Here is a 13,215-nt window from a genome sequence, read left to right as displayed (position 1 = left end):
GGTCAAGATGCGGGAAATCGCGGCGTTGGCCGGGGACCGATCTCCTCGCTCTATCAGTATTTTCCCAATAAGTCCTCCATCGTGTCGATGCTGCATAACCAATGGATCTCGGAACTGGATTCGGTTCTCGGCAGCGGTCTTGGAAAAGCCGGAGATCTCGACGAGATCTGCAACGCCGCCGTCGCCTTGCTCGACTATTACTACCGCCGCATTGTCGGCGATCCCGCCATTCTCGACATGGTCAACGCCGTCCAGGCCGACAAGAGCTCCAAGGGCGCCGATATCGCCGCCACGCGCCGCCACGCCGACCAGTTTTCGCAGAGCGCACGACCGTTCATCGCCGAAGAGCAATTCGAGGCGTTTCAGCGCGTGACGTTCCTGATGTTCCAGCTGGCGAGCGGAGCTGTGCGACTGGCCCTTTCGCTCGGGCCCGACGAAGCCGATGCGGTCATCAACGACTACAAGATCATGATCCGGACCCAGCTCGCCGCATTCGCGCGCTGAGATCCGGATCACGGAGCCCGCGCCCGGGAAATCGGCAGAAAAAACCCGGTGCATCGCTGGGAGGCAATGCGACCGGGCAAATGGCAGGGTCTGCTTGGCGAAACCCTGCGGGGAAACGCGTGCGCCTTTCAGCAAAGGCGAAATTTCTCAGAAGCGGCGCATGCCGCGGACGGTCTTGTCGCGCGCCTGGATCAGAGCGGCGTAGGGGTTATCCCTGAACGCCCGTTCCAAAGCATCGTCGATGTCGCGCCGGTTCAAGCCGATGTCGGCCAGTTGCGCGTCATCGAAGTCGCGCATCGACGCAATCACGCGACGGTTTTTGTACGTCCGATAGATTTGCACAAGCCCGCGCAAGGGGAGTACCGTCCAGTTCTGCAAAAAAAAAATTTTTATGCCGGACTCTGCGCTTGCCGCATATGTGTCGCGCGTCGCCATTGAACTCTCCCCGGTCGGGCCATCGCCATCGTCTGTCTCGATGATGGCCAGATAAAAAGAATCCTATTGATCAGTCCAACGAATGTTTCTAATCGTTATCATCAACGGTTCTTATGTGTAGGGGGTGCGCATGTCCACGCCGCTTGATATCGATCAGTTGCAGACCTTCGTCGCGATTGCAGACGCGGGCAGTTTCACCAAGGCCGCCGAACGTGTGTTCAAGACCCAATCGGCGGTGTCGATGCAGATGCGGCGGCTGGAGGAACGCATCCGCAAGCCGTTGTTCGTGAAGGACGGCCGCGGCAACCGCCTGACGCCCGAAGGCGAGAAGCTCCTGAATTACGCCCGGCGGATGATCCGCCTCAACAACGAAGCGGTCGCCGCCTTCGACGACAACCGTCTCGAAGGCACGCTCAGGATCGGCACGCCCGATGATTATGCCGACCGTTATATGCCGGAGATCATCCAGCGCTTCGCGCGATCGCATCCAAACGTCGAACTGTATATCGAATGCGAGCCCTCGGTGGCGCTGGCGGAGAAAATGGCGCGCGGCGAACTCGATATCGCGCTCGTCACCCACAATCCGCTGGAGCGCGAATCTGAAGTGGTCCGCACCGAACCGCTCTGCTGGGTGACCTCGGCCAACCACCCGCTGCCGGACAACGCCCCGGTGCCGCTGGCGTTGGGCCGTCGCGATTGCCAGTGGCGGCGGCTCGCCTGCGCCTCGCTCGATTCCATCGGCCGCGAATATCAGATCCTTTTCACCAGCTGGTCGTCCACCGTCGTCGCGGCCGCCGTGCTCGCCGGCATGGCCGTGTCGGTGCTGCCGGAATCGGCGCTGCGCACCGGCATGAAGGTTTTGGGGCAGCCGGACGGCTTCCGCCGCTCGCGCCGGTGCAGATCGGCATCATGAAGCGCACGGGCCTGTCGACCTCGCTGACCAACGCCATTACCGCCCATATCTCCGCCTGCCTCGACAATATCACGCCCGCCAATGTCGACGACGAGCTCGATCGCGACGTGAAGATGTGGCCTCGCATGCCGCGTCTGAAGGCGGGGCATATGCTGCCCGGCTGGTGAGGTTTGGCGTCGGCGGATGGCGCATATTACGAAGTTATGATCATATCAGCAGGCCGCAAATCGGCCTGACCGGGGCGCATTTGAAATGACATTCGGCGCCCCGGATCCTAGAGTCGTCGCCGAGACGACTGCTCCTTTCACATGACGGAAACACCATGGCCGACCGCTCCTTCACCACGATTGAAAATCAATGGATCACGCTCAAGGACGGCACGCGCCTGGCGGCCCGCATCTGGATGCCGGACGATGCCGAGGCCGATCCGGTTCCGGCGGTGTTCGAATTCCTGCCCTATCGCAAGCGGGACGGGACCAGCCCGCGCGACGAATCCACCTATCCGGTCTTCGCTGCAGCCGGCATCGCCGGCGTCCGGGTCGATATCAGGGGTTCGGGGAATCCGACGGCGTGATCGACGGCGAATACACGCCGCTCGAACTTGCCAACGCCTGCGAACTCATCGCCTGGATCGCCGAGCAGCCCTGGTGCAACGGCTCGGTCGGCATGATGGGTATTTCCTGGGGCGGCTTCAATTCGCTTCAGGTCGCGGCGTTGCGGCCGCCTGCGCTCAAGGCGGTGATCTCCATCGCCTCGACCGTCGATCGCTACAACGACGACATCCATTATAAGAACGGCTGCCATCTCTCGGCGCAATTGTCCTGGGCGGCGACCATGCTCGCCTATCAGTCGCGCTCGCCCGATCCGGAACTGACCGGCAATCGCTGAAGGAAATGTGGCAGGAGCGGCTCGACGCCGAACCTTTCTTCATGGAGGAATGGCTCGAGCATCAGCGTCGCGACGACTTCTGGAAACATGGGTCTATCTGCGAGAATTTCGACGACGTCGAAATTCCGACGCTGGTGATCGCCGGTTGGGCCGACGGTTACCGCAATACGCCCCTGAAGGCGGTCGAGGGACTTGGCGAGAAGTCCAAGGCGATCATCGGCCCCTGGGTGCATAAATATCCGCATTTCGCCTGGCCCAAGCCGCGGGCCGATTTTCTCGGCGAAGCGATCCGCTGGTGGAGCCGATGGTTGAAAGGCGAGGAGAACGGCGCCGAAGATCTGCCGCAGGTGCGCGCCTATATCATGGACGCCGTCAAGCCGGCGCCGCGTCGCGATTTCGACCCGGGCTTCTGGATCGCCAAACCCCGTTGGACCGCGCCCGAGATGGACGTGCTCCGGCTCGACGGCGCTCGCACGCTGTTTATCGACGGCGCAGCCCGGGCCGAGGAACGGATCGAACTCCGTTCGCCGCTCGCCACCGGCACGGCGTCGGGTGAATATTTCACCCTGAAGCCGGACGCCGAAATGGCGGTCGACCAGAGAGGCGACGACGCCGGTTCGCTGGTGTTCGAAACCGCGCCGCTGACGGAAGCCTACGACTATCTCGGCATGCCCGTCGTTCGTCTCACGCTGAAAGCCGATGCGGAGCTCGCCAATCTCTGCGCCCGCCTGGTCGACGTCCATCCTGACGGGACGGCGTTGCGCGTCAGCTTCGGGGTTCTAAACCTGGCGCACCGGATTTCCAACGAGCGCCCCGAACCGCTCGTCCCCGGCGAAGACACGGAGATCGAGTTGACGCTGGACGCCTGCGGTTACCGGTTCGAGCCGGGGCATCGCATCCGGCTGTCGCTGTCGACCGCTTACTGGCCGATGATCCTGCCGCCGCCGACCGACGTGACGCTCGATATCGACCTCGGCTCGGTCGAACTCATGCTGCCGAAGCTGGGCGAGGCCGAGCGGATCGTCATGAAGGAGCCGGAAGATCCGTCGCCGCTGCCGACCTATATCGAGCATGCGCCTGGCGACACCAGCCGAACAGTGACGCGTGACCTGACCCATGCCCGCACCGAATACCGCATCCACGAGGACACCGGTCTGCACGAACATCCCGGCACGGGACTGTCGAGCCGGCAATTGCGCGAAGAGCTCTGGACGATCGCGGACAACGACCCGACCTCGATGAGCGGCGTCTCGGTGTGGACCTGCGACATGTCGCGGCCCAACTGGTTCGTGCGCACGATCTCGACGGCGCGCATCGCCTGCACCGCCACCGACTGGATCATCGACGCCGAAGTCGTGGCGATCGACGGGGAGGACGAGTTCTTCCGCAAGTCCTATGCCAAGACCGTCCCGCGCGATCAAATGTGAGATCAGGCGGACTCGACCGGGACAGGCGGCGGCAGCGAGTGGACGAAGGGCGCCGGCGCCTCTCCCCTCTGGCGCCGCCGCAGTCGGAACAGGATGTCCGTCTCCCATTTCGACGAATCCGGCTCGGTCAGATCACAGACTTTGAAGATGTTGAGAAGACAGCCGAAATGCAGGCCCTTCTCGTCACGCGTGCTGTCGATCGTGTACTTCATGTAATTGGCCCATTGGATGGCGATCACATGAACGTCGCGCAGACGATCATAGGGGCCGTGCCAACTCGCCTGCAGATAGTCGGCGGCCGGCAGGCTGCCGGCATGAAAGGGGCCGTTGGCGCGCATGGGCCTGTCGGTGAAAAAGCCGAAATCGGCTTCGAGATTGTCGAAATCACGGAAGGTTTCCAGCCGCAGGAACGCGGCGCCGATGTCCTTGACGCCTTGCTTGACCGCTTCTTCCTTCGCCTCGTGGAAGAACACCCGACACTGCTGGCTTATCAAACGCGCCGAAAGCCTCGATCGCAGGGAAATGAAGTTCTGTCGCTTGATATGGATTTTCTGCGGCATGGACAACATTGGGCGGGTCGCTCTCTTGCGGGGCTGTCGGCTTTAAATCGGCGCGAATATTCCAGTTGCCGAAAATACATTATCTGATAGGCGCCTTTCCCGCTTCCGGCAAGAGCTTTAGGCCCGCATAAGCTTCTTGGCCCAAGACTTGGACAGATGGCCCATCGAGCGGCAGGATGATTCGCGGGTGAAGCAGACATGAAGGCTGTGATTTTGGCGGGCGGGCTCGGCTCCAGACTTGCCGAGGAAACGCATACGCGTCCCAAGCCCATGGTCGAGATCGGCTCCCGGCCGATACTCTGGCATATCATGAAAATCTATTATGCGCATGGCGTGCGCGATTTCGTGATCTGCTGCGGCTTCAAGGGCTATATGATCAAGGAATACTTCGCAAATTACAGCCTGCACATGTCCGACATCACCTTCGATCTCGGCGCGAACAGGTTGGAGTTCCATCGTCAGAACGCCGAATCCTGGCGTGTCACGCTGGTGGATACGGGCGAGAATTCGATGACCGGCGGTCGCCTGAAACGCGTCGCCGCCTATCTCGATCCGAACGAACCCTTCTGCTTCACCTATGGCGACGGCGTGGCGGACACCGACATTTCCGCGACCATCGCGTTTCACAAGAGCCATGGCAAGCTGGCGACCGTCACCGCGGTGCGTCCGCCGGCCCGCTTCGGCGCGCTGCGCTTCGAAGGCGACGACGTCTCCGGTTTCGTCGAAAAGCCCGAAGGCGAGGGCGGCTTCATCAATGGCGGCTTCTTCATCCTGGATCCCAGCGTCATCGATCGCATCGAAGGCGACGCCACCAGTTTCGAGGGCGAACCTCTCGGCAGCCTCGCCGCGGACGGACAACTGAAGGCCTGGTTCCACAAGGGCTTCTGGCAGCCGATGGATACGCTGCGCGACAAGATCCAGCTCGAAAATCTCTGGGCGTCCGGCAATCCACCCTGGAAGGTGTGGTGATGGACGCAGACTTCTGGCGCGGAAAGCGCGTCCTTCTGACGGGACATACCGGCTTCAAGGGCGCCTGGCTCGCCTTTTGGCTCAAGCGACTGGGGGCCGAGGTTGCGGGACTGGCGCTCGATCCCGCCTCGGATCGCCCGGCGTTGCATCTGCTGCTGGGCGGATCGAGGCATGGCTCAGACATCGTCGATATCCGTGACCGCGACGCGGTGAAGGCACGCATCCAAGCGGTCGAACCCGACATCATCCTGCACCTGGCCGCGCAGCCTTTGGTTCGCGCCGGCTATCGCGACCCGCTCGACACATTCGAAACCAATGTGCAGGGCACGGCCAACCTGTTGGACGCGGCGCGCTCGATCGGCAGCCCGCGCGTCATCGTTTCGATAACCACGGACAAGGTCTACGAGAACGCCGAGACCGGCAAGGCGTTCACTGAAACCGATCCGTTGGGCGGACATGATCCTTATTCCGCTTCGAAGGCGGCGGCCGACATCGTCACGTCGAGCTATCGACGGTCATATTTTCTTCCGCGCCAGATCGGCGTCGCCACGGCGCGGGCCGGCAACGTCATCGGCGGCGGCGACTGGGCCGACGACAGGCTGATCCCGGATGTGATCAGGGCGTTCGAGACCGGAGGCGCGCTGGACATCCGACGGCCGCAAGCGGTGCGGCCCTGGCAGCATGTGCTCGAGCCGCTGCATGGTTATCTGCTGCTGGCGGAGAGACTATGGCGCGATCCCTGCGCCGGGCCTGCCTATAACTTCGGTCCGGGTTCTGAAAGCGCCGCCAGCGTGCGCGACCTCCTGGAGCGTTCGTCCGATCATTTCGACCTCTCGCGCATCCGCTGGGGCGATGGCGGCGAGGGGCCGCATGAAGCAGGGCTCTTGACGCTCGACAGTGATCGCGCCCGAACCGAACTTGGCTTTGCGCCACGCTTCGATCTCGACGAGACGATCGACCGGACCTGGCGCTGGTACAAAGGCCTCGCCGGCGGCGTCTCCGCCGAAACTCTGTGCGGCGACGACATCGACGCCTTCGAGGCGAGGCGGCGCGCGCCGGGGCCAAGGAAAGGACATCCGCATGACCGGTCGTTTCGACGCCAGCCGCACGCCGCTTTCGGGCCTGATCCTCTTGAAACGCAAGCGGCTCGCCGACGATCGCGGACATCTCAGCCGGTTGTTCGACGCCGAGGGATTGAAGGCCTATGGCTGGCTCGGCGGCATCGCCCAGGTCAATGAAACGGTTACGCTGAAGCGGGGACAGCGCGCGGCTTCCATTTCCAGAAGCCGCCCGTGGCCGACGCCAAGCTCGTCACCTGCCTGCGCGGGGCGGTGCTCGACGTCGCCGTCGACATCCGCAAGGGCTCGCCGACATTCCTGCAGCATTTCGCCGCTGAACTCACCGCCGACAATTGCGCCTCGCTCCTGATCCCCGAAGGCTTCGCCCATGGCTTTCAGGCGCTGAGCGACGACGTCCAGTTGCTCTACGCCCATTCCGCCCCCTATCAGGCGGAGTCGGAGGGGGCGCTCAATCTCGCCGATCCTCGACTGGGCGTGGACTGGCCGTTGCCACTCGCAAACCTGTCGGAGCGGGACCGGACCCATCCCCTGCTCGGCGAGGACTTCGAAGGAATAGAACCATGAAATGCCGGCATTGCGGCGGCGAGACATTCTGGCCGTTTCTCGATCTGGGGACGGCGCCGCCCTCCAATTCCTACCTTTCGGCGGAAAAACTCGCAGAACCCGAACTCTGGTATCCGCTGGTGATCAGGACATGCTCGACCTGCCTGTTGACCCAGACCGAGGATTTCGCCAGCCGCGAGACGTTCTTCTCGGACAGCTATGCTTATTTCAGTTCGTTCTCCACCTCCTGGCTCAAGCATGCCGAGGCCTATGTGACGGCGATGAAAGCGCGATTCGGCTTTGCCGATGGGGCGCGACTGGTCGAAATCGCCGCCAATGACGGCTATCTCCTGCAATACGCCAAGGCGGCCGGCTTTTCCTGTCTGGGCGTCGAGCCGACTGCGAGCACGGCCGCGGCCGCCCGAGACAAGGGCCTCGACGTCGTCGAAGAGTTCTTCGGGCTCGCGCTCGCCGAACGCCTGAAAGCCCAGGGTTGGAGCGCCGACCTGATGGCCGCCAACAATGTGCTCGCCCATGTGCCGGATATCAACGATTTCGTCTCCGGCTTCGCCTGCCTGCTTCAGCCGGAAGGCGTGGCGACGTTCGAATTCCCGCATCTGCTCAATATGGTCGAGGAGCGGCAGTTCGATACCGCCTATCACGAGCACTACTCCTATCTCTCGCTGCATGCGGTCAAGCGGGTTTTCGACGCAAATGGTCTTCGGATCTTCGATGTCGAGACGACGCCGTGGCATGGCGGCAGCCTCAGGGTCTTCGCCTGCCGTACGGACGCGCGCTCAAGGCCTGAGCAAGCCTCCGTGGGCATGATGATGGCGACCGAGGAACGAGCGGGGCTGCTTTCGGCTGAATTCTATACGGGATTCCAGGCCGAGGCGGAGCGGGTGCGAAACGATGTCGTGGTCTATCTGATCGATTGCCGCCGGAAGGGCCTCAAAGTCGCGGCCTATGGCGCGGCGGCGAAGGGCAATACGCTTCTGAATTTCGGCGGCGTCAAGCGCGACCTTCTCTCGTTCGTGGTGGATAAAAACCCGGCCAAGCAGGGCGCGTTCCTGCCGGGCAGCCGGATTCCCGTGGTCGACGAAGCGAGGCTGAAAGCCGAAAGGCCCGACAGGGTGGTGATACTGCCATGGAACATCCAGAACGAAATCATGACGCAGCTTTCCTATATCAGAGACTGGGATGGGAAGTTCGCGACAGCCATACCGACGCTCCGGGAGATGTGACGACTCTCGCCGTCATCGACGCCGTCGCCCCGATCCTCAAGCCGGTCGACATCGCAGTCGAGGCTCCAAAGAAGGGGCCGCGCCGGGCTCATGCCTGATCGCAGGCCGCGACTGTCGCTCTGCATTCCCACGCGCAACCGCCCGGCTTGCGCGCAACGCACGCTCGTCGATCTCCTCGGCAATCCCCGACGGGATGTGGAGATCATTTTCGCCGACAATTCGGATGCGGCCCTGTCGCTGGCTGCGTTCGCTGCGACCGTCGACGATCCTCGTTTGACCTATCTGCCGCCGGCCGACCGCGGCCTGTCCATGCCCGCCAACTGGACCCGCGCCGTCGCGGCCTGCCGGGGCGACTGGATCGTCGTCATCGGCGACGACGATTTTTTCGATCTCGACATGGTCGGTTGCCTCGACGCGATCGAAGCGAGAGCGACCGATGTCGATTGCATCGGTTGGAACCGGCTGTCCTTTGCCTGGCCGGACAGTCGCCGCATCCCCGGCAATATGGCGCTGCAACTCGGCAACCGCGCCGCCGAGACCCCGCGCGCCCAGTTTTTCGACAGGCTTTTCGGCTGGCGCGGCGCGAGCCATGTTCCGTCGAGCGCCTATTCCATCTATCACGGCGCCGTCCGACGCGATCTGGTCGAGAAAATCGCCAGGCGCTATGGCGACCTGTTCGAACATGCCGTGGTCGATTACGAATGGTCGTGCAAGCTCGCCGTCGATGCGACGCGCTTTCTCTATGTCGAGCGGCCCTTTTCGGTGGCGGGCGTCTCCGCGGAAAGCAATTCCGCCGCCGCCGGTGATTTCACCCGGTCCCGGGCCAATCATCGGGCCATGATCGCCGAGCATGGCGCCGGCGAAGAGGCCAGCGAGTGGATCAGCGGATTTCCGTTCGGGCCTCATCTCGGCGTCGCCGGCTGCATCCTCGGCGTCCAGCACTGGTTCAAGCAGAAATATGGGGTCGACTATGGCGGATGGCAGGAAAACTTCGTAAAGGCCCTGGTCCGCGACTGTGAAAACGGCGACGGTCGAGACGGCTTCGACCAGCAGGTGGTGGCCTGCCGCTCGGCGCTCGCGGCGTTCGAAGACGGACGGTGGCTCGCGGAATTCCGACCGTGCTATCGCAGCCGAAAACAGGCTCAGGCTTTGACCGGCCTGCGCGGCGGCACGCTCTATATCGACGAAACCGTGGCCGATACGCCGGCCCAGGCGCTGCGATTTGTCCGCCAGATCGTCGAGCCGTTCGAAAGCTTGACATTTCTCATCGAGCCGGCGGATCGTCCTTCGACGACAGCCAGTTTCGCTTAAGCCAAAACGGCTAGTCTCCGGCGATCACGGAGTTTCCCCATGCCGGCGTCAAAGCCCGTCTTGTCCATTTGCGTGCCGTCCCGCAACCGTCAGCCCTATTTCAAGCAGACGATCGAGGCGTTGCTGCGATCGGATCGAAGCGATGTGGAATTCGTCTTCGTCGACAATTCCGACCAGCCCCAAATCATGGACGACTTCATGCATGCGCGGCGCGACGACCCGCGCATTCGCTATGTGACGAGCGGGGAGAAGACCCGTTCGATGCTGGAAAACTGGAATGTCGCCATGGAGGCCTCGACGGGGCGTTGGGTGACCTTCATCGGCGACGACGATTACGCCGACCCGGACGCAGCCGGCGTCATTCTCAAGATCGAGGCGGAGCGGCCGGGCGTCGAAGCCATCGACTGGGCGAAACTCTTCTACACCTGGCCAGACGGCGAAAAACCCGCCTCCGGACAGATCATCCAGACGCTGACGGCGGTGCATGACGTCTCGCATGACCTCATCAAGGATCGCGCCTATCGCTTCCGCCAGGCGAGCAATATCATCGTCTCCGGATTTTCGATCTACCATGGCGCGGTTTCGCGCAAACTCATCGATCGCATCAAGGCCCGCTACGGCGGCGCCTTCTTCGAATTTCCCGTGGTCGACTATGAGAGCATCTACAAGATCATCGCCAACGGCAAAGGCTTCGTCCATTGCGCCCGGCCGCTGTCGGTGCTCGGCGTCTGCCCGATGTCCAACACCGCGGGCATCAAGAGCCTCAAGGATCAGGAAGCGAAGCAGGCGTTGTTCGACAAGGAGCTCGATGCGCCGCTCGACCAGATGGACTGCTTCAAGGACTATCCTTTCAAGAGTCGTTTCGGTCTGATGGCCTGCATTGGCATGGTGCATCACTGGTTCTCCAAGCGCCATGGCGTCGCCTTTTCCGGCTTCGAGGACAATTTCGTCCAGGCCTGCATGAACCAGTGCGCGGCCGCCGCCTCGGCCGAGGATTTCGAGATCACCGTCGCCCGCTACCGCACCGCCTTCTCCAAATGGAAGGGTGGTAAATATCTGCGGCAATTCAAGCCGGTCTATCCCGAACGGCCGGGCAAGCTGCCTCCCTTTTCCGGGTTGACGCCCGACAGATTGCTCGTCGTCAACGCCGACAACCCCCATTGCCGAACATGCGAGGATTATTATCGCTTCGTCTCGTCGGCGCTTCTGCCGGTCGGAGAGATCGTCGCCGACTTCCAGTTCGTGGTCGACGAAAAGGCGAAAAAGCGCGCATGATCAGGGTCCGGCATAAAAGCTTTGTTTGCATTTGCGGACCTATAGTTAACGCAGCCGAAAGACGCGCTGTCACCGAGGCGGAGAGGAACGTCGACATGCTGACATTCCAGCAAGCCAAGGATCCGCAATTCATGGCGATCCGGGCGCGCAATCTGACCGCCGCCCTGCTCGATCGCAAGATCCTGACGCTGGTCATCGAGGCGGCCTCGGCCTGCAATCTCAAATGCACCTTCTGCGACGCCCATTCCGGCCGCGCGCCGAAATTCCGCGAGCACGCCGGCGTGATGAAGGAAGAGACCTGGGAAAAGATCCTGGCGGATCTCCGCGTCTATGTCGCCGAACGCGGGCCTTTGGCGATGATCCAGTTTCACGGCAATGGCGAGCCGTTGCTCAACAAGAAGATCGGCGCGATGATCGCCAGGGTGAAGTCAGAAGGCTTCGCGCTCAAGACCCGGGTCATCACCAACGGCATTCTGCTCAACGAGGCCAAGGCGCGGGAATTGATCGCCGCCGGCCTCGACGAGATTCATATCAGCGTCGATACGCTGGACCGCGACAAATACAATACGGTGAAAGTCGGCGACTACGCCGAACGGGTGCTCGCCAATCTCCGCGCCGTCATTCCGGTCGTTGAAGCCGAAGGCAGGACCGAACTCTACATCAAATATTTCGCAGCCGAGGAGGACAATTCCTACGGCATCACCCAGGCGGATTCGGATTCTGTGTTCGATGAATTCGCGGAAGCCGCGCGAAAGTCCAATGTCGTGCATCTCAAGCAACAGCCGCTGGTCGATGTCGGCAAGGGCATGCTGGACGGCAAGGACGGCATGGCCGCCCCTTGCGAAATCCCCTTCTACCTTCTCTATGTCATGCACAACGGCAAGGTTTCGGCCTGCTGCTCCGACGTGTTCAACGGCCTGACCGTCGGGCATCTGATGGAGGAGCTTCCTCCGACCAAGGCGCATCTGGGCGGCTCGATCCTCGAAGTCGTCGATTCGGTTGCGCTCTACGAGATCCGCCGCAAGCATCTGAACGGCGGCTGCAACGACATCAAGCTCTGCGCCGGCTGCGGCAACCGCACCGCCGTCGACGTCTCGCAACTGCCCGCCGATATCAGGCGGCAGCTGGATGCGGCGATCGTGCCGCCGAGCGCTGCGCAGGCGGCGGAATAGCTCCACATATCCCTATGACGTGAAAAAGCCGGGCGTTCGACCCGGCTTTTCTCGTTGCCAAGCGTGGCTTGTCTCACACCCGCTTCAGGAACCCATCCGGCGACGCGGTGATGGCGATCTTGTGTTCGATCGTCAGGTCGATGTCGAGATTCAGCGGCTCGCCGTCGCGGCCCTTGCGGCCCTCGCTTTCCAGACGCTTGCGGTATTCCCAGACGGCGGTCTTGGGGTTGTCGCCCTTGCCCCAGGGGCGGTCGGCGGTGAAACCTTCCGGCAGGTCCTCGACGCCGGTGTCCCAGACCACGCAGTATGAGCCCTTGCTCACATAGGGCGCGTAAAGCTCCAACTCCTCGAGCACATGCTCATGCGTATGGTTGGAATCGAGGAAGACCATGACCCGTTCATAGCCTTGGGCATGCTGCTCGATCTGGGCCATCACCTCCGGAGAGACGGAGGAGCCCTCGATCAGGTGGATCTTGTGACGCATCGGATGAGCGTCGATCGCGGAACGGTTATGGGCGCGGATGTCGATGTCGACGCCGACCACCTTGCGGCGGCTCGCCTTGGGGTCGAGCACCTTGCCTTCGACGACGGCGTCGCAATAATCCATGAGCGCCAGCATCGAAGCCGAGGTCACCAGCGAGCCGCCATGGGCGATGCCGGTCTCGATGATCAGGTCGGGTCGGCAGGCCCAGATCAGTTCCTGGATCGCGTAGAGGTCCTGCGGCACCTGGATGACGGGACGTCCGAGCCAGGTGAAATTCTGCGCATAGCCATGCCGGATCGATTCCCGCACCCAGATATTGGACAGGCCGAGAAAATCTCTGTCTTCGCCAATCTTGCGGATATTGTTGGCGACCAGTTGGCGGAAATGTTCGACGGGATCCATGACGGCTTC

At 62.2% G+C, this 13,215-nt stretch carries 11 protein-coding genes and 2 pseudogenes; 10 read left to right on the top strand and 3 right to left on the bottom strand.

Going from position 1 to position 13,215, the window contains the following annotated elements:
- Positions 1 to 87 precede the first annotated feature (87 nt).
- On the top strand, positions 88 to 504 hold the full coding sequence (locus H2O14_RS09915) for a hypothetical protein (RefSeq protein ID WP_246697571.1): 417 nt from the start codon (positions 88 to 90) through the stop codon (positions 502 to 504).
- Between the two features lie 147 nt (positions 505 to 651).
- On the opposite strand, the gene H2O14_RS09910 is transcribed toward H2O14_RS09915, so the two are convergent.
- Positions 652 to 939, bottom strand: a complete 288-nt coding sequence (locus tag H2O14_RS09910) for a DUF1127 domain-containing protein (protein ID WP_182827517.1) — start codon at positions 937 to 939, stop codon at positions 652 to 654.
- A gap of 130 nt (positions 940 to 1,069) precedes the next feature.
- Between H2O14_RS09910 and H2O14_RS09905 the strand changes: the two are divergent.
- Positions 1,070 to 2,019, top strand: a pseudogene (locus tag H2O14_RS09905) (LysR substrate-binding domain-containing protein).
- A gap of 155 nt (positions 2,020 to 2,174) precedes the next feature.
- Positions 2,175 to 4,167, top strand: a pseudogene (locus tag H2O14_RS09900) (CocE/NonD family hydrolase).
- Positions 4,168 to 4,169: 2 nt separating this feature from the next.
- Here the strand turns inward: H2O14_RS09900 and H2O14_RS09895 are convergent.
- Entirely contained in the window at positions 4,170 to 4,640 is a 471-nt protein-coding gene (locus H2O14_RS09895; protein ID WP_182827516.1) for a GyrI-like domain-containing protein, read from the bottom strand.
- A gap of 285 nt (positions 4,641 to 4,925) precedes the next feature.
- On the opposite strand from H2O14_RS09895, the gene rfbF reads away from it, so the two are divergent.
- From rfbF to H2O14_RS09860, 7 genes are all read left to right on the top strand, one after another.
- Positions 4,926 to 5,696, top strand: a complete 771-nt coding sequence (gene rfbF, locus H2O14_RS09890) for a glucose-1-phosphate cytidylyltransferase (protein WP_182827515.1) — start codon at positions 4,926 to 4,928, stop codon at positions 5,694 to 5,696.
- Entirely contained in the window at positions 5,696 to 6,934 is a 1,239-nt protein-coding gene (gene rfbG / locus H2O14_RS09885) for a CDP-glucose 4,6-dehydratase (RefSeq protein ID WP_246697344.1), read from the top strand. The genes rfbF and rfbG overlap by 1 nt, the downstream gene beginning before the upstream one ends.
- 54 nt (positions 6,935 to 6,988) lie before the next feature.
- Positions 6,989 to 7,339: a dTDP-4-dehydrorhamnose 3,5-epimerase gene (locus H2O14_RS09880; protein ID WP_312858585.1), complete on the top strand. Its 351-nt coding sequence runs from the start codon at positions 6,989 to 6,991 to the stop codon at positions 7,337 to 7,339.
- Positions 7,336 to 8,562 carry a class I SAM-dependent methyltransferase gene (locus H2O14_RS09875; protein ID WP_182827514.1) on the top strand — a complete coding sequence of 409 codons (1,227 nt, stop codon included), beginning with the start codon at positions 7,336 to 7,338 and terminating at the stop codon, positions 8,560 to 8,562. Before H2O14_RS09880 ends, H2O14_RS09875 begins: the two co-directional genes overlap by 4 nt.
- Before the next feature lie 90 nt (positions 8,563 to 8,652).
- Positions 8,653 to 9,873, top strand: a complete 1,221-nt coding sequence (locus H2O14_RS09870; protein WP_182827513.1) for a glycosyltransferase — start codon at positions 8,653 to 8,655, stop codon at positions 9,871 to 9,873.
- Between the two features lie 39 nt (positions 9,874 to 9,912).
- Positions 9,913 to 11,148 (top strand): glycosyltransferase, encoded by a 1,236-nt coding sequence (locus H2O14_RS09865; protein WP_182827512.1) that lies wholly within the window; start codon positions 9,913 to 9,915, stop codon positions 11,146 to 11,148.
- 95 nt (positions 11,149 to 11,243) lie between these two features.
- Positions 11,244 to 12,320, top strand: a complete 1,077-nt coding sequence (locus tag H2O14_RS09860; RefSeq protein ID WP_182827511.1) for a radical SAM/SPASM domain-containing protein — start codon at positions 11,244 to 11,246, stop codon at positions 12,318 to 12,320.
- A gap of 73 nt (positions 12,321 to 12,393) precedes the next feature.
- Here the strand turns inward: H2O14_RS09860 and H2O14_RS09855 are convergent, their stop codons facing one another.
- Positions 12,394 to 13,206 (bottom strand): cephalosporin hydroxylase family protein, encoded by an 813-nt coding sequence (locus tag H2O14_RS09855; protein ID WP_182827510.1) that lies wholly within the window; start codon positions 13,204 to 13,206, stop codon positions 12,394 to 12,396.
- Positions 13,207 to 13,215 lie beyond the last annotated feature (9 nt).

Source organism: Rhizobium sp. G21, from assembly GCF_014158035.1.
Lineage (GTDB): Bacteria > Pseudomonadota > Alphaproteobacteria > Rhizobiales > Rhizobiaceae > Rhizobium_E.
This window is presented reverse-complemented; position numbering and strand designations above follow the sequence as displayed.